Below are 23,007 nucleotides of genomic sequence, written 5' to 3'. Positions count from 1 at the left end.
GTCAGCGCGGTGGTCGCCAGGACAGGTGTAGCAGTTGGGTGGTGTTTGACGGGACATGTGCTGCGCCTGGGAGATCGAGCGCCGCCCGCGCGGCGCTTCGCGGGTAAACCCGCTCCTGCGTTTGTTTCGGGCCAATTATTCCTGCGCATCCGTTATCATGCCGAGCACGTTCCACCTCGCGAGTCCGCCATGCGTCGCCTGTTTTTCATGCTGTTCCTGCTGCTGGCCAGCCCTGCCTTCGCCGCAGGCCTGCTCGACAACCGCCCAAGCGCCACCCTTGGCGCCGCTTCGCTGGCCAACAACGCCGACTTTCTGCCGGTACACGAGGCCTTCAAGCTCAACCTGGTCCAGGCCGATGCGCAAACCATCAAGCTGCGCTTCGTCGCCACCGATGGCTACTACCTCTACCGCCACCGCTTCCAGTTCCACACAGAACCGGCCGACATCACCCTGGGCACGCCGAACATCCCAAAGGGTGAGGCCAAGCACGATGAATTCTTCGGCGACGTCGAGGTATACCACGGCGTGCTCGATATCGAGTTGTCACGCAAAGACCCACGCGCCTTCACCCTGCTGGTGGGCTACCAGGGTTGCGCCGACAAGGGCTTGTGCTACCCGCCGGAAACCGCACGCCTGAGTATCGATGGCGAGGGCGTTGCAAACACGCCAGCCACCCGCGAACACGGCTGGAACTGGAAGTCGCTGCTGCTGTTCTTCCTCGCTGGGGTCGGCCTGACCTTCACCCCCTGCGTCCTGCCAATGTTACCGATCCTTTCCGGTGTGGTGCTGCGCGGCCAGGTTGGTGGCGTGCGCGGCCTGGCGCTGTCGCTGGCCTACGTGCTGCCAATGGCCGCCAGCTTCGCGGTGCTCGGTGCACTGATGGGCCTGTTCGGCGCAAGCCTGAACCTGCAGGCGCGCCTGCAGTCGGCCTGGGTGCTGGTACCTTTCGCGCTGTTTTTCGTGGTGTTCGCCCTGGCCATGTTCGGGCTCTTCGAACTGAGGCTGCCCCAGGCCCTGAGCAACCGCCTGAACAACGTCGCCAACCACACCCGCGGCGGCTCGCTGCTGGGTGCAGCAGTGCTCGGCGTACTCTCCAGCTTGCTGGTTTCTCCATGTGTATCGGCCCCCCTGGCCGGTGCCTTGCTCTATATCAGCGCCAGCGGCGATGCCCTGGGTGGCGCGCTCAAGCTGTTCACCCTGGGCTTGGGCATGGGTGCGCCACTGCTGCTGGTGGCCACCGGTGGCGCGGCCTGGCTGCCCAAAAGCGGCCCATGGATGAACACGGTGAAAAACGCCATTGGCGTACTGCTGCTGGGGCTGGCCATCGGTTTGCTCAGCCGTGTACTGCCAGGCCCTGTGACCTTGCTGCTGGTCGGTTTCCTCGCCGCGGGTGTGGCACTGTTCCTCGGCGCGCTGGAATTCGTCGTCAAGACGGCGGCCCAGCGCCTGGCGCAACTGCTCGGCCTGGCCTTGCTGGTGTACGCGCTGGCTTGCTGGTACGGCGCACTCACTGGCCAGGGCGACCCACTGCGCCCACTGCCGGGGGCGTCACTGGCCGCCAGCGGCAGCCTCCCGACGGCAAAAGCCGATGCCTGGCAGACCATCACCACACCTGATGCTCTGGACGCAGCCCTGGCGCAAGCCCAGGCCGCCGGCCAGCCAGTGCTGCTGGACTGGTACGCCGACTGGTGCATCAGCTGCAAGGTGATCGAGCATGAGGTGCTCAATGCACCGCAAGTGCAAACACAGCTGGCCGGCTTCAAACTGCTACGTTTCGACATCACCGACAGTAATGCCGAGCAACGCACGCTGCTCGACCGCTACCAGCTGTTCGGCCCCCCCGCCCTGCTGTTTTTTGCTGCGAACGGCGGCGAAATTACCGCTGATCGGGTGATTGGCGAGATAAATGCCGGTGAATTTGCGCAGATTCTGACGCGCGTGCGCGGCAAAGTCGGTCTATAACTTCCCGCGAGCCGGGAAAAATCCTGAAATGAGTGACCGGATTTAATTATTCGGTCACATACTTCGCGCGAACCTCGGACATCGTGCTGGCTATTGCCGGGAACTGGACACTTGCCGTTGCTTTACGGCACACTCGCCGCGCTGTGTCGAATTGCCCTACAAATCCAAGGAATCCGCAGATGGCAACGCTACTGGTGCTCCACGGCCCCAACCTCAACCTGCTCGGTACTCGCGAGCCAGGCCACTACGGCGCCGTGACCCTGGCTCAGATCAACCAGGACCTGGAGCAACGCGCCCGCGCCGCAGGCCACCATCTGCAGTACCTGCAGAGCAATGCCGAATACGAACTGATCGACCGCATTCACGCCGCACGCAACGAGGGTGTGGACTTCATCCTGATCAATCCGGCTGCTTTCACCCACACAAGCGTCGCATTACGTGACGCATTGCTTGCGGTGAGCATCCCATTCATCGAAGTGCACCTGTCCAACGTGCACAAACGCGAACCGTTCCGTCACCACTCCTACTTTTCCGATGTTGCCGTAGGGGTGATCTGCGGTCTGGGCGCCAGCGGTTATCGCCTGGCCCTGGAGTCCGCGCTGGAACAACTGGCTGCCAACGCACAGCCCAAATGATGAAAACCCTGGCCTAAGTGGGCCGGGGTTCGAGAGAAACGTTTCAGATACGTTTTTTTGTATTTCGCCCCCTGACCGAACCTTTGGGAGTTGATGATTAATGGATATCCGTAAAGTCAAGAAACTGATCGAGCTGCTGGAAGAGTCTGGCATCGACGAACTGGAGATCAAGGAAGGCGAAGAGTCGGTCCGTATCAGCCGTCACAGCAAGACCCCAGCTGCCCAGCAGTTCTACGCACCGGCGCCTATGGCCGCCGCCCCTGCCGCTGCGCCGGTTGCCGCTGCTGCGCCAGCCGCCGAAGCCACTGCTGCCGCCCCGGCCCTGAAAGGCACCGTGATCCGTTCGCCAATGGTAGGTACCTTCTACCGCAAGCCTTCGCCGACCTCGCCTAACTTCGCTGAAGTTGGCCAGTCCGTGAAGAAAGGCGACACCCTGTGCATCGTCGAAGCCATGAAGATGATGAACCACATCGAAGCCGATGTTGGCGGTGTCATCGACGCCATCCTGGTAGAAGACGGCCAGCCGGTTGAGTTCGACCAGCCGCTGTTCACCATCGTTTGAATCGCGGAGAGCCAACGATGTCTGGGAAGCTCGAAAAAGTCCTGATCGCCAACCGCGGGGAAATTGCCCTGCGGATCCTGCGTGCCTGCAAAGAGCTGGGTATCAAGACCGTCGCCGTGCACTCCACTGCCGACCGTGAACTGATGCACCTGGGCCTGGCAGACGAGTCGGTCTGCATCGGCCCTGCATCGTCGAAGGATTCCTACCTGCACATCCCGGCGATCATCGCTGCCGCCGAAGTGACTGGCGCCACCGCGATTCACCCGGGTTACGGCTTCTTGGCTGAAAACGCCGATTTCGCCGAGCAGGTGGAAAAATCCGGTTTCGCCTTCATCGGCCCGAAAGCCGACACCATTCGCCTGATGGGCGACAAGGTTTCGGCCAAGGACGCGATGATCAAGTCGGGCGTACCGACCGTACCGGGCTCCGATGGCCCACTGCCGGAAGACGAAGAAGTCGCCCTGGCGATTGCCCGTGACGTCGGCTATCCGGTGATCATCAAGGCCGCCGGTGGCGGTGGTGGTCGCGGCATGCGCGTGGTGCACAAGGAAGAGGACCTGATTTCCTCGGCCAAGCTCACCCGTACCGAAGCCGGTGCTGCCTTCGGCAACCCGATGGTTTACCTGGAGAAGTTCCTGACCAACCCACGTCACGTGGAAGTGCAGGTACTGTCCGACGGCCAGGGCAACGCCATTCACCTGGGCGACCGTGACTGCTCGCTGCAGCGCCGTCACCAGAAGGTCCTGGAAGAAGCACCAGCCCCGGGCATCGATGAGAAAGCCCGCCAGGAAGTGTTCAAACGCTGCGTCGATGCGTGCATCGAGATCGGCTACCGTGGTGCGGGTACTTTCGAGTTCCTGTACGAAAACGGCCGCTTCTACTTCATCGAGATGAACACCCGCGTGCAGGTTGAGCACCCGGTGTCGGAGATGGTCACTGGTATCGACATCGTCAAGGAGATGCTGAGCATCGCCGCTGGCAACAAGCTGTCGTTCCGCCAGGAAGACGTAGTGATCCGCGGCCACTCGCTGGAGTGCCGGATCAACGCCGAAGACCCGAAGAAGTTCATCCCGAGCCCAGGCAAGGTGAAGCACTTCCACGCCCCGGGCGGCAACGGCGTACGCGTCGATTCGCACCTGTACAGCGGTTATTCGGTTCCGCCGAACTACGACTCGCTGATCGGCAAGCTGATCACCTACGGCAAGGACCGCGACGAAGCCATGGCGCGCATGCGCAATGCCCTGGACGAGATCGTCGTCGACGGCATCAAGACCAACATCCCGCTGCACCGCGACCTGGTGCGTGATGAAGGCTTCTGCAAAGGCGGCGTCAACATTCACTACCTCGAGCACAAACTGGCCAACCAGGAGTGATCGTGTAGTGTGATGTACCAGAACCCCGGCCCTGTGCCGGGGTTTTTTATTGCCTGCCTGAAGCTGGGGCCGCGTTGCGGCCCTATCGCGACACAAGGCCGCTCCCACAGGTTGCGCGCGTGCCTCAGGACCGACGCCGTCCTTGTGGGCACCCCGGCTCTGTGCCAGGTTGTTTTATTGCCTGCCTGAAGCTGGGGCCGCGTTGCGGCCCTATCGCGACACAAGGCCGCTCCCACAGGTTGCGCGCATGCCTCAGGACCGACGCCGTCCTTGTGGGCACCCCGGCTCTGTGCCAGGTTGTTTTATTGCCTGCCTGAAGCTGGGGCCGCGTTGCGGCCCTATCGCGACACAAGGCCGCTCCCACAGGGATCGCGCCCGCTTTTAGAAATTGAGCAAGACAGTTGCTCCCACAGGTTGCGCGCATGCCTCAGGACTGACGCCGTCCTTGTGGGAGCGGCCTTGCGTCGCGAAAGGGGCGCAGCGCGCCCCCAGGGCTCTACCCCTTCATCCGCGGCATGTCGATGCGATGCTCATGCACTCGCCGATAAAGCGTCGCCCGCGAAATACCCAAAGCCCGCGCCGCATCAGCCGGCTTCCAGCGATGGCGAATCAGCGCGTCCAGCAACAGCTGCCGTGCCGGGCACGACACCCCGCTTTCAGCCGAGCCAACTGCTTCACCGCGCACCTCCTGCGGCAGATCCTGAAGCCGTACCTGCCCGCCTTCACTCACCGCACAGGCATACCGCAACACCTGCCGCAGTTGGCGCAAATTGCCCGGCCAGCGATAAACCAGCAGCGCCTGCAGCGCGTCATCCGCCAACACCACCTCCACCCCGCAGGCCGCAGCCTCTTCGGCCAGCAACTGGTGAATCAGCCCCAGCCGGTCATCACGCTCACGCAAGGGGGGTAGCTCAAAGCGGGCATTGGCCAGGCGGAAGTACAAGTCTTCACGAAATCGCCCGTCCTCCACCATCGCCGCCAGATCGCGATGGGTCGCACAGATCACCTGAATATCCACCCGCTCCCGCCGCGCCGCCCCCAGCGGCGCCACCTCGCCCTCCGCCAGCACCCGCAGCAGGCGGGTTTGCAGGTTCAGCGGCATGTCCCCGATCTCGTCGAGGAACAGCGTGCCGCCATCGGCCTGCTGCAACAGCCCTTGCATGCCTTTGCTGGAAGCCCCGGTGAAGGCCCCGGCCACATAGCCGAACAACTCGCTCTCGATCAAGGTTTCCGGAATGGCCGCGCAGTTCAGGGTAACGAACGGGCCATCACAGCGCTGGCTTTGCTGGTGCAGCTGGCGGGCGAATACCTCCTTGCCGGCCCCGGTCTCACCCAGTACCAGCACCGCCAGGTTGCAGTCCTTGACCCGCGTGGCCAACCGCAGGTGTTGCTCGATACGGGTGTCCTGGGCCTGGCGCAAAGGCTGCGCACGCTGGCGTTGCTGCGGTGCGCTGACCCGGCCATACAAACCGCCCAGACCAGGCAGGCGCTGGGCGGACGACGCGCTCACCCGGCGCAGTTGGTCGATGTCGAACAGTTCGCCAATATGCTCAGGCAAGCGCCCCAGGCGCTCCACCAGCCGTTGCCGCGCCAGGCTGTTGATTGCCTGCAAACGGCCATCGGCATCCCAGGCCAGCAGGTAATCGGGTTGGCTCTCCACATAGCCCGGCGTGCCATGCGCGCGCATCACCCAGTGGCCCTGGGCGCTGTGCATGAAGAAAGCGTTTTCGATCTCGCGGGCGGTCTGCTCGACCAGTTGGCGGATCAGGTGCTGGCTGCGCCGATCGTCCGGCGACTGCAAGGCCGACACATCGACCACGCCCAGCAGCTCGCCCAATGGGTCGAACACCGGCGCCGCTGTGCAGGTCAGGCCGATGAAGGCGGCGCGAAAGTGATCGCGCTTGTGCACCGTGACCGGGGCCTTGCTGGTCAGCACCGCCGCCACACCGCATGTGCCCTCCTCGCCCTCCGACCAGCAGGTCCCCAGATACAGCCCGGCCTTGCGACAGTCGTTGCGGATGGCCGACTCGACCCGGTAATCGATGGTGCGCCCCTGGGCATCGGTAAGCAGCACGCAGTAGTCAGCGCCGCGCACCCGTTCGTGCAAGCGCGCCACGGCATCGCTGGCGATGCGCAGGAACAGCTCGGCGCGTTCGCGGCATTCGTTGAGCAGGCTTTGGGAAAGGATCCGCGGCCCCTGCTGGGAACCGGGGTCGAGGCGGTACACATCCATGGAGCGGCGCCATGAATCGAGGATCAGCGGTGGTACCGGCGCCTGCGGCAGGCGGTCGGCATTCTTCAACACCCTGCTGACGCAGTCCACATGGGCTCGGGAGTTCGCGGCAAGCATTCAGGCCCTCCGGTTCTCGTTACTGTTTTTATCGTTGTCCGGCCATTAAGCGCCTCTGGGCATGCCCCGACAAGCACTGTGTGATTACCGGCTGGCTTGAGACGCAGCGTCTCAGCGTCTCGGCAACACCGGCCCGGCGCTGGCACCCGGCGTCTCGCCGCCACACCCGTGAAGACCTGCCCGAACACGACCAGAACCCTCTAGCCCGGCCACTTCAGCCATCGCGAAGAAAGCTGGCACCCCGCTTGCTCCTGCCGTTGCAAACAAAAATATGAGGTGCGCCATGCCGCTACCCGCCCCGATTGTCGGGATCATTGCCAACCCTGCCTCTGGCCGCGACCTGCGCCGCCTGACCGCCAATGCCGGGCTCTATTCGAGCACCGACAAGGCCTCGGCTATCCAGCGCCTGCTGGCCGCTTTCGGCGCCACCGGCATTGGCCAGGTGTTGTTGCCCAGCGACATGACCGGCATCGCTGCTGCAGTGCTCAAGGCCAGCCAGGGCCCAGGGGCCCGTGACCAGCACTGGCCGGCCATCGAGATCCTCGACCTGCCACTGAGCCAGACCGTGGCCGATACCCGCCTGGCTACCCGGCGCATGGTCGAGCGCGGCGTGGCGATGATCGCCGTGCTGGGCGGTGATGGCACCCACAAGGCGGTCGCCGCCGAGGCCGGTGACGTGCCGCTGCTGACCCTGTCCACCGGCACCAACAACGCCTTCCCCGAACTTCGTGAAGCCACCAGCGCGGGCCTGGCCGGTGGCCTGCTTGCCAGTGGCCGGGTACCGGCCAGCATCGGCTTGCGCCGCAACAAACGCTTACTGGTGAACGTGCCTGAACAACAGCTGGCCGAATGGGCCTTGGTCGAGGTGGCCGTGTCGCCGCAGCGCTTCATCGGTGCCCGTGCGCTCAGCCGCAGCGAGGACCTCTGCGAAGTCTTCGCCTGCTTCGCCGAACCCCACGCCATCGGCCTGTCGGCCCTGTGCGGTCTGTGGTGCCCGGTGTCACGGCAAGACCCGCACGGCGCCTGGGTACGCCTGGCCCCCGACGCCGAACAGGCGCTGTTGGCGCCGTTGGCGCCCGGCCTGCTGCAAGCCTGCGGCATCACTGCCTGCGGTCAGCTGACGCCCGGCGTCGCCCAGCGCCTGAGCCTCGCCAGCGGCACCCTGGCCCTGGACGGCGAACGCGAAATCGAATTTGCCGAGCATGACACCCCCACCATCACCCTCGACCACCAAGGCCCACTCAGTGTGGATGTCGAGGCCGTGCTGGCGCATGCCGCCCGCCACCACCTGCTGGCCGTCCCGCGCGGCCACCGGCTGCACCCTGCAAACCCGTGTTGAGACAACCCCGGAGAACAACAAGATGTCCAATCAACTCAGTACTGATCAACTGCTGCATGCCTATGAAGTCATGCGGACCATCCGCGCCTTCGAAGAACGCCTGCATGTGGAGTTCGCCACCGGCGAAATTCCCGGCTTCGTCCACCTGTATGCCGGCGAAGAAGCCTCTGCAGCCGGGGTCATGGCCCACCTGCGCGACAGCGACTGCATTGCCTCGACCCACCGCGGCCATGGCCACTGCATCGCCAAAGGCGTGGACGTGTACGGCATGATGGCCGAGATCTACGGCAAGAAAACCGGCGTGTGCGGCGGCAAGGGCGGCTCGATGCACATTGCCGACCTGGAAAAAGGCATGCTCGGTGCCAACGGTATCGTCGGCGCCGGCGCACCACTGGTGGCCGGGGCGGCGCTGGCGGCCAAGCTCAAGGGCCGCGATGACGTGTCGGTAGCCTTCTTCGGCGATGGGGCATCCAACGAGGGCGCCGTGTTCGAGGCCATGAACATGGCGTCGATCATGAACCTGCCCTGCATCTTCGTGGCCGAGAACAACGGCTACGCCGAGGCCACTGCCTCCAACTGGTCCGTAGCCTGCGACCACATTGCCGACCGCGCTGCCGGCTTCGGCATGCCAGGCGTCACCATCGACGGCTTTGACTTCTTTGCCGTCTACGAGGCCGCCGGCGCTGCCATCGAGCGCGCCCGCTCCGGGCAAGGGCCGTCGCTGATCGAGGTCAAGCTCAGCCGTTACTACGGCCATTTCGAAGGCGATGCGCAAACCTACCGCGCCCCTGATGAAGTGAAGAACCTGCGCGAATCCCGCGACTGCCTCATGCAATTTCGCAACAAGACCACCCGCGCCGGCCTGCTCACGGCCGAGCAACTGGACGCCATCGACGCCCGCGTCGAGGACCTGATCGAAGACGCCGTACGCCGCGCCAAATCCGATCCCAAGCCACAGCCCGCCGACCTGCTCACCGACGTCTACGTCGCCTACCCCTGAGCCGCGGATTACAAGAACAACAGGAGAACCACCATGGCAAGAAAGATCAGCTACCAGCAGGCCATCAACGAAGCCCTGGCCCAGGAAATGCGTCGCGACAGCACAGTGTTCATCATTGGCGAAGACGTCGCCGGTGGCGCCGGTGCGCCCGGCGAGGATGACGCCTGGGGTGGCGTGTTGGGCGTGACCAAAGGCCTGTATCACCAATTCCCCGGCCGCGTGCTTGACGCGCCGCTGTCGGAAATCGGCTACGTCGGCGCGGCCGTCGGTGCCGCCACCCAGGGCCTGCGCCCGGTGTGCGAACTGATGTTCGTCGACTTCGCCGGCTGCTGCCTGGACCAGATCCTCAACCAGGCCGCCAAGTTCCGCTACATGTTCGGCGGCAAGGCCGTGACCCCGCTGGTGATGCGCACCATGTATGGCGCCGGCCTGCGTGCGGCAGCCCAGCACTCGCAGATGCTCACTTCGCTATGGACGCACATCCCCGGCCTGAAGGTGGTGTGCCCATCCTCGCCTTACGATGCCAAGGGCCTGTTGATCCAGGCGATCCGCGACAACGACCCGGTGATCTTCTGCGAACACAAACTGCTGTACAGCATGCAGGGCGAGGTGCCGGAAGAGGTGTACACCGTACCGTTCGGCGAAGCCAACTTCTTGCGCGATGGCGACGACGTGACCCTCGTTACCTACGGGCGCATGGTGCATGTGGCGCTGGAGGCCGCCAACAACCTGGCCCGCCAGGGCATCGACTGCGAGGTACTGGACTTGCGCACTACCAGCCCGCTGGACGAGGACAGCATTCTGGAAAGTGTGGAGAAGACCGGCCGCCTGGTGGTGATCGATGAAGCCAACCCGCGCTGCTCGATGGCCACCGACATCAGCGCGCTGGTGGCACAGAAGGCTTTTGGCGCACTCAAGGGTCCGATCGAAATGGTCACCGCGCCGCATACCCCGGTGCCGTTCTCCGACGCCCTGGAAGACCTGTACATCCCTGACGCGGCGAAGATCGAAGCCGCCGTGCGCAAGGTGATCGAAGCCGCAAGGAGTGCCGCATGAGCCAGATCCATACCCTGACCATGCCCAAGTGGGGCCTGTCGATGACCGAGGGCCGGGTGGACACCTGGCTCAAGCAGGAAGGTGACGAAATCAGCAAGGGCGACGAGGTGCTGGACGTCGAGACCGACAAGATCAGCAGCAGCGTCGAAGCGCCGTTCAGCGGCGTGCTGCGCCGCCAGGTGGCCAAGCCGGATGAAACCCTGCCCGTCGGCGCGCTGCTGGCGGTGGTCGTCGAAGGCGAAGCAGAAGAGGCCGAGATCGATGCCGTGGTACAGCGCTTCCAGGCCGAGTTCGTCGCCGAAGGCGGCGCCGACCAGAGCCAGGGGCCGGCCCCTCAGAAGGCGGAAGTAGGCGGGCGCCTGCTGCGCTGGTTCGAGCTGGGTGAAGGCGGCACACCGCTGGTGCTGGTGCACGGGTTTGGCGGTGACCTCAACAACTGGCTGTTCAACCACCCGGCGCTGGCTGCCGAGCGGCGGGTCATCGCCCTCGACCTGCCGGGCCACGGCGAGTCGGCCAAGGCCCTGCAGCGGGGCGACCTGGATGAGTTGAGCGAAACCGTGCTCACCCTGCTCGACCACCTGGACATCGCCAAGGCCCACCTGGCCGGCCATTCCATGGGCGGTGCCGTCAGCCTCAACGTGGCGCGCCTGGCCCCGCAGCGGGTGGCCAGCCTGAGCCTGGTGGCCAGCGCCGGTCTGGGCGAAGCGATCAACGGGCAGTACTTGCAAGGTTTCGTCACCGCGGCCAACCGCAATGCACTCAAACCGCAGATGGTGCAATTGTTTGCCGACCCGGCGCTGGTCACCCGGCAAATGCTGGAGGACATGCTCAAGTTCAAGCGCCTGGAAGGTGTGGACCAGGCCCTGCAGCAGCTGGCAAGGGCGCTCGCCGACGGCGACCGGCAGCGCCACGACTTGCGCGGGGTACTGGGCAATCACCCGGCACTGGTGGTGTGGGGTGGCAAGGATGCGATCATCCCGGCCAGCCATGCCGAGGGCCTGGAGGCCGAAGTACTGGTGCTGCCAGAGGCCGGCCACATGGTGCAGATGGAGGCGGCCGAACAGGTCAACCAGCAACTGCTCGCATTCCTGCGCAAGCACTAAGCCCTTTTCGTGAGCCTGGAGAACAACAATGAATGACCTGAGCCACACCCACATGCGCGCGGCCGTCTGGCATGGCCGCAACGATATTCGTGTCGAACAGGTACCTTTGCCGGCCGACCCAGCGCCGGGCTGGGTGCAGATCAAGGTGGACTGGTGCGGCATCTGCGGCTCCGACCTGCACGAATATGTTGCCGGCCCGGTGTTCATCCCGGTAGAGGCCCCGCACCCGCTGACCGGCATTCAGGGCCAGTGCATCCTCGGCCACGAATTCTGCGGCCACATCGCCAAGCTTGGCGAAGGCGTGGAAGGCTATGCCGTAGGCGACCCGGTGGCGGCAGACGCCTGCCAGCATTGTGGTACCTGCTATTACTGCACCCATGGCCTGTACAACATCTGCGAACGCCTGGCGTTCACCGGCCTGATGAACAACGGTGCCTTCGCCGAGCTGGTCAACGTGCCCGCCAACCTGCTCTACCGGCTGCCGCAGGGCTTCCCTGCCGAAGCCGGGGCACTGATCGAACCGCTGGCGGTGGGTATGCACGCGGTGAAAAAGGCCGGCAGCCTGCTTGGGCAAACCGTTGTAGTAGTGGGGGCCGGCACCATCGGCCTTTGCACCATCATGTGTGCCAAAGCCGCGGGCGCAGCGCAGGTTATCGCCCTGGAAATGTCCTCAGCACGCAAAGCCAAGGCCAAAGAGGTAGGCGCCAACGTGGTGCTGGACCCCAGCCAGTGCGATGCCCTGGCGGAAATCCGCGCACTGACTGCAGGGCTGGGCGCCGATGTGAGCTTTGAGTGCATTGGCAACAAACATACGGCCAAGCTGGCCATCGACACCATCCGCAAGGCGGGCAAATGCGTGCTGGTGGGTATTTTCGAAGAGCCCAGCGAGTTCAACTTCTTCGAACTGGTGTCCACCGAGAAGCAGGTGCTGGGGGCGTTGGCGTACAACGGCGAGTTTGCTGACGTGATTGCCTTCATTGCTGATGGTCGGCTGGATATTCGCCCGCTGGTAACCGGCCGGATCGGATTGGAGCAGATTGTCGAGCTGGGCTTCGAGGAACTGGTGAACAACAAAGAGGAGAACGTGAAGATCATCGTTTCACCAGGTGTGCGCTGATTGCACCTTGAAGGCAACGTGGCACCTGTGGGAGCGGGCGGGCCCGCGAAGAAGCAACACGGTCGAGGGCACCGGCTTCGCCGGTGTTCGCGGCTGAAGCCGCTCCTACAGGGCACGCGCAAGGTTCCAAGGCTGTGCGCCGACACAGGGGCTCGCTGTCTCAGGATCCCATTCTGCGTCATACTCGGCAGACCTATTGCCCGGTCATCGCCATGCGTCCATTGCTCCCCATTACCCTGGTCCTGCTGCTCGCCGCCTGTGGCGATGGCGAATCGCTGCTCCCACCGGACGCACGGCTGCCTGACGGTGGGCGTTACCGGGGGCAGGTGGTCGATGGCCTGCTGCAGGGTGAGGGCCGGATCGACTACCCCAATGGCAGCTGGTACGCCGGCAGCTTCAAGGACGGCCAGTGGCACGGCCAGGGCGAATGGCATGGCCAGAACGGCGAGGTCTACCGCGGCCAGTTCGCCGAGGGGCTGTTTCAGGGCCTGGGCGAGCTGACCACCCCGGGCAGCCACTATAGCGGCACCTTCCGCCACGGCCGCCGCGACGGCGAGGGCACCCTCAAGCAAACCGACCAGACCTACCGCGGCCAGTTCAAGGACGACCTGTACGACGGCGCAGGCCAACTGGAGCTGGCCGACGGCAGTCGCTACCAAGGCCTGTTCGCCAAGGGCAAGCCCAACGGCGCCGGGGTGCGCAGCGATGCCAGCGGCAACCAGTTCAGCGGCCACTTCGTCAACGGCCAGCTACAAGGCGCCGGCACCTACGACAGCGTTGATGGCGAGCAGTACATCGGCGAGTTCAAGGACAACCGCCTGGAGGGCCGAGGCCGCTACGAAAATGCCGATGGCGACGTGTGGATCGGTGAATTCAAGGACGGCTCGCTGATCGGCGAAGGCGAGTTGCTGGGCAGCGATGGCAGCCACTACAAGGGTGAGTTCGCCGACTGGCGTCTGTCGGGCCAGGGCAGCCTGCAACTGGCCGACGGCAGCAAGTACATCGGCGGTTTCCTGAACGATGCCTACCATGGCCATGGGCGGCTGATTCTGCCCACTGGCAAGGTCGAAAGCGGAACATGGGCCAACGGCGTGCGCGTGCGCGACCAGAATGGCAAGCTGCTGCCAGACCCACTGGACCTGGCTTTGCTCAACCAGGGCCGGCTGCTGGACGAGGCGCTGGCGCGGGTTCCTCGCTCTGCGCCACCGATCCAGCTGTATAGCCTGGTCGTGGCCGGCGATGGCCAGCAAAGCGTATTCCTGCGCGAAGCCGACTACGTCAGCAACCTGCTAAAGGTGCGCTTTGGCGCCCGTGGCCAAGTGACCCTGGTCAACCACCGCGACCACATGGCCACACGCCCCATGGCCACCCGCGAAAACCTCTCCCGCGCTGCCGCCACCCTGGCAGAGCGCAGCGGCCCCGAAGACCTGGTGTTCATCTACCTCACCAGCCATGGCAGCCAGGACCACCAGCTGGTGCTCGACCAGCCCCGTCTGCAACTGGCCGACCTGGCCGCTGACGAGCTGGCCACTGCCTTGGCGCCGCTGAAGGATCGCGACAAGGTAATCGTCATCTCCGCCTGCTATTCAGGGGGCTATATCGCTCCGCTCAAAGACGAGCGCACGCTCATCATGACCGCTGCCCGGGCCGACCGCGTCTCCTTCGGTTGCTCGGAGGAAGCCGACTTCACCTACTTTGGCGATGCCCTGTTCGCTGAAGCGCTGAACCAGACCGACGACCTGAAACAGGCGTTTGAACTGGCACGTGCCAGCGTTGCCGAAAGAGAACAAAGGGAAGGCTTCGAGGCCTCCGAGCCGCAGCTGTGGGCACCGCCGGCCGTGCTTGAGCACTGGCATCACCTGCGCCAGCAACAAGCCGAAGAAGCATTGCGTAACGCCACACAGGCCAACGTGAGGGAACAGGCAAAAATGCCCGGCACTCACTAGACTTGTGTGTAACAAGGGAGAGACATCATGTACTTGACGCCTCAGCATGTCCTGCTTGCCGGAGCCACCGGCCTGACCGGTGAACACCTGCTAGACCGCCTGCTCAACGAGCCCACCATCACCCGTGTCCTGGCGCCTACACGTCGGCCATTGGCCGAGCACCCGCACCTGGAAAACCCGGTGGGCGACCCGGCGGTATTCCTTCCGCAACTGGCCGGGCGGGTCGACATCGCGTACTGCTGCCTGGGCACCACGCTGAAGCAGGCGGGTTCCGAATCGGCTTTCCGCGCAGTGGATCTGGACATGGTGGTCGCCTTCAGCAAGCGTGCCCGAGAAATGGGCGCACGGCATCTGCTGGTGGTGAGTGCAGTGGGCGCCGACCCTAAGTCGTCAATTTTCTATAACCGGGTCAAGGGCGAGATGGAAGAAGCGCTCAAGGCTCAGGACTGGCCACAGTTGACCATCGTGCGGCCCTCGTTCCTGCTGGGCGAGCGGCTGGAGCCACGGCTCACTGAACAGCTTGTTGCGCCATTTTCCAGGTTGATCCCGGGGAAGTATCGGGGAATCGGGGCTTGTACCCTGGCGCGAGCACTGTGGCGGCTGGCGCTGGAGGAAGAAGACGGCGTGCGGGTTGTGGAGTCGGATGAGTTGCGCAGGTTGGGCAAGATCTAGGCTTCGCTTGTGCTGGCCTCTTCGCGGGCACGCCCGCTCCCACTGGTGAGTAGTCACCGGAAGATTATGGAGATCCTGTGGGAGAGGGCGTGCGCGCGAGAAGTGCCATCACAGGCCGCCGCTAGCCTGGAAGCCTATGCCGGCCGCTGTCAGCAAAGACAACGGCAGCAGCAGGGTATCGAGCAGCATGCTGCCGGGCAGATCCAGGCGCGGATACGCCGGAGCGTCCGCCCCGTAATGATCCCGCGGGCAACACCCGCCATTGATCACATACAAATCCAGCCGGGTACCGGCATACACCACCGGTGCGCCGGGCTTGTTGGCATCCAGCGTGCGCACCGTGGCGCACCCACCCAGCATCACCAGCGCCAGCAATCCCGCCAGTGCTCGCTTCAATCATCCACCCCGAAGTGGTGCTCGCCCCAACGCGGCAACATATCCTGGGGGATGTTCAGCAGGTTGAGGATACGCGCCACGACAAAGTCGACCAGGTCGTCGATGGTCTGCGGCTGGTGATAGAACCCCGGAGCCGCCGGCAAGATCACCGCGCCCATTTGCGACAGCTTGAGCATGTTTTCCAGGTGGATGGTGGAGAACGGCGCTTCGCGTGGCACCAGGATCAGCTGGCGACGCTCCTTGAGGGTGACGTCGGCAGCCCGCTCGATCAGGTTGTTGCAGGCGCCAGTGGCGATGGCCGACAAAGTGCCAGTGGAACAGGGGACCACGACCATTGCCGCCGGGGCGCCAGAACCCGAGGCTACCGGCGACATCCAGTCTTCCTTGCCATACACACGGATCTGCCCATCGGCCGCGCCGGTGTATTCGGTCAGGAAGGCCTGCATCGCCTGGGGCTTGGCCGGCAACACAACATCCGTCTCGGTGGCCATCACCAACTGTGCGGCCTTGGAGATCAGGAAGTGCACCTCGCGGTCTTCGCGTACCAGGCAATCGAGCAGGCGAAGGCCATACTGGGCACCCGAGGCGCCCGTCATGGCCAGGGTGATGCGTTCCGGCCCGTTCACTTCAGCGCCTCGGCCAGCTTGCCGTGCAGGCCGCCGAAGCCGCCGTTGCTCATGATCACCACATGGGTGCCTGGGCGAGCCTGGCCTTTGATCCGCTCGATGATCGCTTCGAGGCTGTCGGCCACCACGCTGGGTACCTTGCACTGCGCAGCGGTGGCGGCCAGGTCCCAGCCGAGGTTGGCCGGCGCATACCAGATCACCTGGTCGGCGTCGTTGACGCTTTCTGGCAGGCCGTCACGGTGGGCACCGAGTTTCATCGAGTTGGAGCGTGGCTCGATCACCGCGATCACAGGTGCCTCCCCCACCCGCTTGCGCAGGCCGTCGAGCGTGGTGGCAATGGCGGTCGGATGGTGGGCGAAGTCATCGTAGATGGTCACACCTTGTACTTCGGCAACCTTCTCCATGCGCCGCTTGACGCTCTTGAACGCACTCAGGCCGTCGATGCCCATGGCGGGCACCACGCCTACATGACGCGCTGCTGCCAGGGTGGCCAAGGCATTGGCGACGTTGTGCTGGCCGGTCAGCGCCCAGTCCACCACACCCTGCACTTCGCCCTCGAACAGGACTTCAAAGCGCGAGCCATCGGGGCTGAGCAGGCGGGCTTGCCACTGGCCGCCCTCACCGGTGGTTTGCACAGGGGTCCAGCAGCCCATGCCGATCACACGCTCCAGCGCTTGTTCGGTGGTCGGGTGGATGACCAGGCCTTCGCTGGGGATAGTCCGCACCAGGTGGTAGAACTGCCGCTCGATCGAGGCCAGGTCCGGGAAGATGTCCGCGTGATCGAACTCAAGGTTGTTGAGGATCGCGGTACGCGGGTGATAGTGGACGAACTTCGAGCGCTTGTCGAAGAAGGCGCTGTCGTACTCGTCGGCTTCCACCACAAAGAACGGCGTGTCGCCCAAGCGGGCCGACACCGAGAAGTTCTGCGGCACGCCACCAATCAGGAAGCCCGGGCTCATGCCGGCGTGCTCCAGCACCCAGGCCAGCATGCTGCTGGTGGTGGTTTTGCCGTGAGTACCGGCAACGGCCAGCACCCAGCGGCCTTGCAGCACGTGGTCGGCCAGCCACTGCGGGCCGGAGACGTAGGGCAGGCCCTTGTTCAGCACGTATTCAACCGCTGGGTTGCCGCGCGACATGGCGTTGCCGATGACCACCAGGTCTGGCGCCGGATCCAACTGGGCCGGGTCATAGCCTTGGGTCAGTTCGATACCCTGGGCTTCGAGTTGGGTGCTCATCGGGGGATAGACGTTGGCGTCGGAGCCAGTGACGCGGTGGCCAAGTTCCTTGGCCAGCACCGCCAGCGAACCCATGAAAGTGCCGCAAATACCGAGAATGTGAATATGCATGGTCGACCTCGCAAAACATCGAGGCAGGGTAGCCCAGGGCGCGACAAATCGCACCCGCTGTTTCGCTCAGTCGCCCCTGGTAATGCCGTGTTTGCGCAGTTTTCGATACAAGGTATTGCGGCTGATGCCCAAGTGCTCGGCAACGCGGGTGAGATGCCAGTGTTTTGCCTCCAGGACCTCCTTCAGCGCTTGCCGCTCCGCGTCGAGCAGAACCTCGGTCCCTACAGATTCACCCTCGATCTCTGCGGCACCGCCGGACCTGTGGGAGCGGGCTTGCCCGCGAACGAGGGCAACGCCCTCGCCCTCTATTGCCTGGTCGGATATCTTCGCGGGCTCGCCCGCCCCCACGGGAGGTGGGCTGGTGCGGATGACTGCGGGGAGGTCCGTAAAGGTGATGCGGGCATCTTCGCAAAGCGCCACCAGGGTACGCAGCACATTGCGCATCTGCCGCACGTTCCCCGGCCAGTTAAATGCGAGCAGCGCCTGCCGCGCCCTGGGCTCGATGTCTATGCGTTGCCCCTGCGTCTCCTGGCGTAGCAGAAAGTCCAGCAACTGCGCCTTGTCACTGCGTTCGCGCACCGCCGGCAGCGCTACCTCCAGGCCATTGAGGCGGTAATACAGGTCCTCGCGGAAACTGCCCTGTTCAACCCGTTCCAGCAGGTCACGGTGCGTAGCGCTGACGATGCGCACGTCCACCGCCTGTGGCTCTCCCCCGATCGGCACCACCTGGCGCTCCTCCAGTACCCGCAGCAGTCGGGTTTGCAGGGCAAGCGGCATATCGCCGATCTCGTCCAGTAGCAAGGTGCCGCCGTCGGCCTGCAACAGCTTGCCGCGCATGCCCTCCTTGCGCGCGCCGGTAAAACTGCCGCCGCGGTACCCGAACAGCTCACTCTCGATCAGGCTTTCCGGAATAGAAGCGCAGTTGATGGCGACGAACGGCTTGCCGCGCCGCTCACTGGCCTGATGCACAGCCTGGGCGAAGGCCTCCTTGCCACAGCCGGTCTCGCCGCGCAGCAGCAATGGCACATCGCGCTCGAACACCCGCACGCTGCGGCGGAAATCATTTTGCAACGCAGGGTCCAGCAGACAGACCAGCGGCTCCACTTCACCTGCGGGCCGCGGCTGGGCGGCCGGCACCGACCACACCGGCGCCCGGGCCTGCCCCCGCAGGCTGGCGAACACCTGGCGACCGTCCAGGGTGCGCAGCGGCCAGGCAGTACTGCCGCCGGGCGTGGCACGGCTGAACATTTCGTCATGGCTGCACGCGAAAAAGCAAGCCAACGGTTTGCCCAGCACGCCGCCCCGTACCGTGCCCAGCAGGTTCAGTGCGCTTTGGTTGGCAGCGCAAATGCGCCCATCGCCGTCGAACGCCAGCAAGCCTTCGCTGAGGTGAAAACGCAATAACCATTGCTGCTCGAAATGGCGCAGGAAATAGCAGCTTTCGATCATCTTTGCCGACAGGTTGACCAACGCCATGGTGTGGAACTGGCTTTGCCGCGATACGTCGGGGCGCGCAGAGGACACGTCGAGTACCGCCAGCAGGTCGCCATGCGGGTCGAACACCGGGCTGGCCGAGCAGGTCAGCCCGGTGTGACGGCCACGGAAGTGCTCGTTCTGATGGATGGTCAGCGCCTGGCGCTCGACCAGGCAGGTGCCGATGCCATTGGTGCCCTCGCGCGCCTCGCTCCAGTCAGCGCCCAACCACAGCCCGGCACGCTCGAAGCTGCGCCGCTCGGCGGGGGCACTGACGCAATTGAGGATCACCCCGCGGGCGTCGGTCAGCAGCACCGCGTGGCCTGCGCCGGAAAGCTGCTGGTGCAGGCTGTTCATTTCATGGTCGGCAATTTGCAGCACCTGATGCAGGCGCTCGCGGCTTTCCAGCAGGCGCCCATGCTCAAGCACCACCGGCGCTTCGATCACCGCCGGGTCGAGGTGGTAATCCTCCAGGCAGCGCAGCCAGGAGCGGGCGATGGACGGGTCACTGCCGCCCTCCCCGGCCCCACCATGGGCAACGCTATGCACCTGCCGGGCATGGCGCGTGAAGTGATTGCTCTGCATTGTTGTAATTCTCCGCAGATAGAGCGTCAGCCCAGCATCCTCCACCCGGGTAGGCTTTGCAATGCACACGCCTGTGATGTGTCGCAAACGGCACAAAATGTCACCCCAGGCGTACCGGCACCGGTACAGCGGCCCTTGATCAGCCCCGTAAAAATGACTCAAGTCATTGATTTGCCTGGCGTGGCCAACACTGGCCCAACCCTTGCTCTATGCTTTCCAACTCCCTAAAAAGCACAATACCAAGGAGACACACCATGCGTTATGCACATCCCGGTACCGAAGGCGCGAAGGTTTCCTTCAAGAGCCGCTACGGCAACTACATCGGTGGTGAGTTCGTTACTCCGGTAAAGGGGCAGTACTTCGAAAATACCTCCCCGGTGAATGGCAAGCTGATCGCTGAATTCCCCCGCTCTACTGCCGAAGACATCGAGAAGGCCCTGGATGCCGCCCATGCTGCGGCCGACGCCTGGGGCCGCACTTCAGTGCAGGATCGTTCCAACGTGCTGCTGAAGATCGCCGACCGTATCGAGCAGAACCTCGAATTGCTGGCCATCACCGAAACCTGGGACAACGGCAAGCCGATCCGCGAAACCCTCAACGCCGACATTCCGCTGGCGGTCGACCACTTCCGCTATTTCGCTGGCTGCATCCGCGCCCAGGAAGGCGGCGCTGCCGAAATCAATGAAGGCACCGTGGCCTACCACATCCACGAGCCACTGGGCGTGGTCGGGCAGATCATCCCCTGGAACTTCCCGATCCTGATGGCTGCCTGGAAGCTTGCCCCGGCACTGGCCGCTGGTAACTGCGTGGTGCTCAAGCCTGCCGAACAGACGCCGCTGGGCATCACCGTGCTGCTCGAAGTCATTGGCGACCTGCTGCCACCTGGCGTGCTCAACGTCGTGCAAGGCTATGGCCGCGAAGCCGGTGAAGCCCTGGCCACCAGCAAACGCATCGCCAAGATCGCCTTCACCGGCTCTACCCCGGTCGGCTCGCACATCATGAAATGCGCCGCCGAGAACATCATCCCGTCCACCGTCGAACTGGGTGGCAAGTCGCCGAACGTGTACTTCGAAGACATCATGCAGGCCGAGCCAAGCTTCATCGAGAAGGCGGCAGAAGGCATGGTGCTGGCGTTCTTCAACCAGGGCGAAGTGTGCACCTGCCCGTCGCGTGCCCTGGTGCAAGAGTCGATCTATCCGCAGTTCATGGAAGTGGTGATGAAGAAGGTGCTGCAGATCAAGCGCGGCGACCCGCTGGACACCGACACCATGGTCGGCGCCCAGGCCTCGCAGCAGCAGTTCGAAAAGATCCTCTCGTACCTGCAGATCGCCCAGGACGAAGGCGCCGAGTTGCTCACCGGCGGCAAGGTCGAGAAGCTGGAAGGTTCGCTGGCTACCGGTTACTACATCCAGCCGACCCTGCTCAAGGGCAACAACAAGATGCGCGTGTTCCAGGAAGAAATCTTCGGCCCGGTGGTCAGCGTCACCACCTTCAAGGACGAAGCCGAAGCACTGGCGATTGCCAACGACACCGAGTTCGGCCTGGGCGCCGGCGTGTGGACCCGCGACATCAACCGTGCCTACCGCATGGGCCGCGGCATCAAGGCTGGCCGTGTGTGGACCAACTGCTACCACCTGTACCCGGCGCATGCCGCGTTCGGCGGGTACAAGAAGTCGGGGGTTGGGCGTGAGACGCACAAGATGATGCTGGATCACTATCAGCAGACCAAGAACCTGCTGGTGAGCTACGACATCAATCCGTTGGGCTTCTTCTAGACCGCGTCGCCTTCTTCGCGGGTAAACCCGCTCCTACAGGTTCACCGTTGGTTCCAGAACCGGTGCGGTACCTGTGGGAGCGGGCAAGCCCGCGAAGAGGCCGGATCTGCTTTACACAAAACCCAGGGCAGCAACCATGCACCAGCCGCCCTGGCTCGCTTCCTGCAGCACCCATCACCATGGGCCCGGAACCCTTCTGGCCACCAAGAAAAACAACAGGTGAATCTATGCCAAGCGAACATTCCGCCGGATCGCCGGCAGGCTCCTCCGTCGACTTCGAGAAAGTCGGCTCTGACTATTTCCAGCAACGTGAACTGAAAAAAGGCGCCGCCGGCTGGGTACTGCTGGTCGGCCTGGGCGTGGCGTACGTCATTTCCGGCGATTACGCCGGCTGGAACTTCGGCCTGGCGCAGGGCGGCTGGGGCGGCATGTTCCTGGCCACCTTGCTGATGGCAACCATGTACCTGTGCATGTGCTTCTCGCTGGCCGAACTGTCGTCGATGATCCCCACCGCTGGCGGTGGCTATGGCTTTGCCCGCAGTGCCTTCGGCCCGTGGGGCGGCTTTTTGACCGGCACGGCGATCCTGATCGAATACGCCATCGCCCCAGCCGCCATCGCGGTGTTCATCGGCGCCTACTGTCAATCGCTGTTCGGTATCGGCGGCTGGATGATCTACCTGGCGTTCTACATCGTGTTCATCAGCATCCACATTTTCGGCGTGGGTGAGGCACTGAAGCTGATGTTCATCATCACCGCCATCGCCGCCATTGCCCTGGCCGTATTCCTGATAGGCATGGTGCCCCATTTTGATGCAGCCAACCTGTTCGACATCGCCAAAACGGACGCCGTCGGCGCCAGCAGCTTCCTGCCGTTTGGCTATGTCGGCGTGTGGGCAGCCATCCCCTACGCCATCTGGTTCTTCCTTGCCGTCGAAGGCGTGCCGCTGGCCGCAGAAGAAACCAAGAACCCCAAGCGTGACCTGCCACGCGGCCTGATCGGCGCCATGCTGGTACTGCTGGCCTTCGCCTTGCTGATCCTGGTGGTCGGCCCAGGCGGCGCAGGCTCCGAGGCGCTGAAGGCCTCCGGTAACCCGCTGGTCGAAGCCCTGTCGAAGGCCTACGGCGGCTCCACCTGGATGGGCGGCTTCGTCAACCTGGTCGGTCTGGCCGGGCTGATCGCCAGCTTCTTCTCGATCATCTATGCCTATTCCCGGCAGATCTTCGCCCTGTCCCGCGCCGGTTACCTGCCGCGCAAACTGTCGGAAACCAACAAGAGCAAGGCCCCGGTACTGGCCTTGGTCATCCCCGGCATCATCGGTTTTGCCCTGTCGCTGACGGGCCAGGGTGACTTGCTGATCCTGGTGGCAGTGTTTGGCGCTACCCTGTCTTACGTGCTGATGATGGCTGCGCACATCACCCTGCGCATCCGCCGGCCAAAGATGGAGCGCCCCTACCGCACCCCGGGTGGCATCTTCACATCCGGCCTGGCGCTGGTGCTGGCGTGCATCGCCGTGGTCGCCGGATTCCTGGTTGACCCGCGGGTAGTCATTGGCGCTGCAGTGATCTATGCGGTATTAATTGCCTACTTTGCTTTCTACAGCCGCCACCACCTGGTTGCGGGCACACCGGAAGAGGAATTCGCCGCGATCCAGAAGGCCGAAGAGGCCCTGCACTGATCGCCGCCACCCGCC

At 64.0% G+C, this 23,007-nt stretch carries 18 protein-coding genes; 13 read left to right on the top strand and 5 right to left on the bottom strand.

The genetic code is table 11. The annotated features are described in order from the left end of the window. Positions 1–189 precede the first annotated feature (189 nt). The 4 genes from ACTJJN_RS17895 to accC all read left to right on the top strand — a co-directional run bounded on the left by ACTJJN_RS17895 (position 190) and on the right by accC (position 4,532). Entirely contained in the window at positions 190–1,962 is a 1,773-nt protein-coding gene (locus tag ACTJJN_RS17895) for a protein-disulfide reductase DsbD (protein ID WP_014755201.1), read from the top strand. Positions 1,963–2,141: 179 nt separating this feature from the next. Beyond that, positions 2,142–2,597 (top strand): type II 3-dehydroquinate dehydratase, encoded by a 456-nt coding sequence (gene aroQ / locus ACTJJN_RS17890; RefSeq protein WP_003255330.1) that lies wholly within the window; start codon positions 2,142–2,144, stop codon positions 2,595–2,597. A gap of 100 nt (positions 2,598–2,697) precedes the next feature. Further along, a complete protein-coding gene (accB, locus tag ACTJJN_RS17885) occupies positions 2,698–3,159 on the top strand; it encodes an acetyl-CoA carboxylase biotin carboxyl carrier protein (RefSeq protein ID WP_003255332.1) in 462 nt (153 codons plus the stop codon). A gap of 17 nt (positions 3,160–3,176) precedes the next feature. Beyond that, positions 3,177–4,532: an acetyl-CoA carboxylase biotin carboxylase subunit gene (gene accC, locus ACTJJN_RS17880; protein WP_003255333.1), complete on the top strand. Its 1,356-nt coding sequence runs from the start codon at positions 3,177–3,179 to the stop codon at positions 4,530–4,532. 496 nt (positions 4,533–5,028) lie between these two features. Here the strand turns inward: accC and ACTJJN_RS17875 are convergent, their stop codons facing one another. Beyond that, entirely contained in the window at positions 5,029–6,882 is a 1,854-nt protein-coding gene (locus tag ACTJJN_RS17875; protein WP_003255335.1) for a sigma-54-dependent Fis family transcriptional regulator, read from the bottom strand. A 283-nt stretch (positions 6,883–7,165) separates the two neighbouring features. Between ACTJJN_RS17875 and ACTJJN_RS17870 the strand changes: the two genes are divergently transcribed. The 7 genes from ACTJJN_RS17870 to ACTJJN_RS17840 all read left to right on the top strand — a co-directional run bounded on the left by ACTJJN_RS17870 (position 7,166) and on the right by ACTJJN_RS17840 (position 15,115). Then, the gene (locus ACTJJN_RS17870) at positions 7,166–8,221 is read left to right on the top strand and encodes an ATP-NAD kinase family protein (RefSeq protein ID WP_440781473.1); all 1,056 of its coding nucleotides are present in this window, start codon (positions 7,166–7,168) and stop codon (positions 8,219–8,221) included. 22 nt (positions 8,222–8,243) lie between these two features. Beyond that, complete coding sequence (locus ACTJJN_RS17865) at positions 8,244–9,221, top strand: thiamine pyrophosphate-dependent dehydrogenase E1 component subunit alpha (RefSeq protein ID WP_003255338.1); 978 nt, start codon at positions 8,244–8,246, stop codon at positions 9,219–9,221. A gap of 33 nt (positions 9,222–9,254) precedes the next feature. Continuing rightward, positions 9,255–10,277 carry an alpha-ketoacid dehydrogenase subunit beta gene (locus tag ACTJJN_RS17860; protein WP_010951829.1) on the top strand — a complete coding sequence of 341 codons (1,023 nt, stop codon included), beginning with the start codon at positions 9,255–9,257 and terminating at the stop codon, positions 10,275–10,277. After that, the gene (locus tag ACTJJN_RS17855; protein ID WP_221100833.1) at positions 10,274–11,380 is read left to right on the top strand and encodes an acetoin dehydrogenase dihydrolipoyllysine-residue acetyltransferase subunit; all 1,107 of its coding nucleotides are present in this window, start codon (positions 10,274–10,276) and stop codon (positions 11,378–11,380) included. The genes ACTJJN_RS17860 and ACTJJN_RS17855 overlap by 4 nt, the downstream gene beginning before the upstream one ends. A 52-nt stretch (positions 11,381–11,432) precedes the next feature. Then, positions 11,433–12,497 carry a 2,3-butanediol dehydrogenase gene (locus ACTJJN_RS17850; protein WP_223279163.1) on the top strand — a complete coding sequence of 355 codons (1,065 nt, stop codon included), beginning with the start codon at positions 11,433–11,435 and terminating at the stop codon, positions 12,495–12,497. 212 nt (positions 12,498–12,709) lie between these two features. Then, positions 12,710–14,443, top strand: coding sequence for a C13 family peptidase (locus tag ACTJJN_RS17845; RefSeq protein ID WP_014755199.1), 1,734 nt, complete (start codon positions 12,710–12,712; stop codon positions 14,441–14,443). A 27-nt stretch (positions 14,444–14,470) separates the two neighbouring features. Continuing rightward, a complete protein-coding gene (locus tag ACTJJN_RS17840) occupies positions 14,471–15,115 on the top strand; it encodes an oxidoreductase (RefSeq protein ID WP_014755198.1) in 645 nt (214 codons plus the stop codon). A 108-nt stretch (positions 15,116–15,223) separates the two neighbouring features. Here ACTJJN_RS17840 and ACTJJN_RS17835 read toward each other — a convergent pair whose 3' ends face one another. From ACTJJN_RS17835 to ACTJJN_RS17820, 4 genes are all read right to left on the bottom strand, one after another. Beyond that, entirely contained in the window at positions 15,224–15,511 is a 288-nt protein-coding gene (locus ACTJJN_RS17835; RefSeq protein ID WP_003255347.1) for a YceK/YidQ family lipoprotein, read from the bottom strand. Next, positions 15,508–16,137, bottom strand: coding sequence for a flavin prenyltransferase UbiX (gene ubiX / locus ACTJJN_RS17830; protein ID WP_003255348.1), 630 nt, complete (start codon positions 16,135–16,137; stop codon positions 15,508–15,510). The genes ACTJJN_RS17835 and ubiX overlap by 4 nt, the downstream gene beginning before the upstream one ends. After that, a complete protein-coding gene (mpl, locus tag ACTJJN_RS17825) occupies positions 16,134–17,483 on the bottom strand; it encodes a UDP-N-acetylmuramate:L-alanyl-gamma-D-glutamyl-meso-diaminopimelate ligase (protein ID WP_440781472.1) in 1,350 nt (449 codons plus the stop codon). The genes ubiX and mpl overlap by 4 nt, the downstream gene beginning before the upstream one ends. Before the next feature lie 66 nt (positions 17,484–17,549). Further along, positions 17,550–19,541, bottom strand: coding sequence for a sigma-54-dependent Fis family transcriptional regulator (locus tag ACTJJN_RS17820; RefSeq protein ID WP_440781471.1), 1,992 nt, complete (start codon positions 19,539–19,541; stop codon positions 17,550–17,552). A gap of 254 nt (positions 19,542–19,795) precedes the next feature. Between ACTJJN_RS17820 and exaC the strand changes: the two genes are divergently transcribed. Beyond that, positions 19,796–21,316 carry an acetaldehyde dehydrogenase ExaC gene (gene exaC, locus ACTJJN_RS17815; RefSeq protein ID WP_004577014.1) on the top strand — a complete coding sequence of 507 codons (1,521 nt, stop codon included), beginning with the start codon at positions 19,796–19,798 and terminating at the stop codon, positions 21,314–21,316. 227 nt (positions 21,317–21,543) lie between these two features. Next, positions 21,544–22,992, top strand: a complete 1,449-nt coding sequence (gene eat, locus ACTJJN_RS17810) for an ethanolamine permease (protein ID WP_003255355.1) — start codon at positions 21,544–21,546, stop codon at positions 22,990–22,992. Positions 22,993–23,007: the final 15 nt, after the last annotated feature.

It is taken from the genome of Pseudomonas sp. 22515 (assembly GCF_052044625.1).
GTDB classification, from domain to species: Bacteria; Pseudomonadota; Gammaproteobacteria; order Pseudomonadales; family Pseudomonadaceae; genus Aquipseudomonas; species Aquipseudomonas alloputida.
The sequence above is the reverse complement of the archived record's forward strand: the minus strand, read 5'-3'. Positions and strand labels throughout refer to the sequence as shown.

What these genes read in the sequence shown, in the direction of transcription:
- ACTJJN_RS17820 (WP_440781471.1), bottom strand. Translation starts at nt 19,541, where the DNA reads ATGCAGAGCAATCACTTCACGCGCCATGCCCGGCAGGTGCATAGCGTT.
- mpl (WP_440781472.1), bottom strand. Translation starts at nt 17,483, where the DNA reads ATGCATATTCACATTCTCGGTATTTGCGGCACTTTCATGGGTTCGCTG.
- ACTJJN_RS17875 (WP_003255335.1), bottom strand. Translation starts at nt 6,882, where the DNA reads ATGCTTGCCGCGAACTCCCGAGCCCATGTGGACTGCGTCAGCAGGGTG.
- aroQ (WP_003255330.1), top strand. Translation starts at nt 2,142, where the DNA reads ATGGCAACGCTACTGGTGCTCCACGGCCCCAACCTCAACCTGCTCGGT.
- eat (WP_003255355.1), top strand. Translation starts at nt 21,544, where the DNA reads ATGCCAAGCGAACATTCCGCCGGATCGCCGGCAGGCTCCTCCGTCGAC.
- ACTJJN_RS17850 (WP_223279163.1), top strand. Translation starts at nt 11,433, where the DNA reads ATGCGCGCGGCCGTCTGGCATGGCCGCAACGATATTCGTGTCGAACAG.
- exaC (WP_004577014.1), top strand. Translation starts at nt 19,796, where the DNA reads ATGCGTTATGCACATCCCGGTACCGAAGGCGCGAAGGTTTCCTTCAAG.
- ACTJJN_RS17845 (WP_014755199.1), top strand. Translation starts at nt 12,710, where the DNA reads ATGCGTCCATTGCTCCCCATTACCCTGGTCCTGCTGCTCGCCGCCTGT.
- ACTJJN_RS17870 (WP_440781473.1), top strand. Translation starts at nt 7,166, where the DNA reads ATGCCGCTACCCGCCCCGATTGTCGGGATCATTGCCAACCCTGCCTCT.
- accB (WP_003255332.1), top strand. Translation starts at nt 2,698, where the DNA reads ATGGATATCCGTAAAGTCAAGAAACTGATCGAGCTGCTGGAAGAGTCT.
- accC (WP_003255333.1), top strand. Translation starts at nt 3,177, where the DNA reads ATGTCTGGGAAGCTCGAAAAAGTCCTGATCGCCAACCGCGGGGAAATT.
- ACTJJN_RS17895 (WP_014755201.1), top strand. Translation starts at nt 190, where the DNA reads ATGCGTCGCCTGTTTTTCATGCTGTTCCTGCTGCTGGCCAGCCCTGCC.
- ACTJJN_RS17865 (WP_003255338.1), top strand. Translation starts at nt 8,244, where the DNA reads ATGTCCAATCAACTCAGTACTGATCAACTGCTGCATGCCTATGAAGTC.
- ACTJJN_RS17860 (WP_010951829.1), top strand. Translation starts at nt 9,255, where the DNA reads ATGGCAAGAAAGATCAGCTACCAGCAGGCCATCAACGAAGCCCTGGCC.
- ACTJJN_RS17840 (WP_014755198.1), top strand. Translation starts at nt 14,471, where the DNA reads ATGTACTTGACGCCTCAGCATGTCCTGCTTGCCGGAGCCACCGGCCTG.
- ACTJJN_RS17855 (WP_221100833.1), top strand. Translation starts at nt 10,274, where the DNA reads ATGAGCCAGATCCATACCCTGACCATGCCCAAGTGGGGCCTGTCGATG.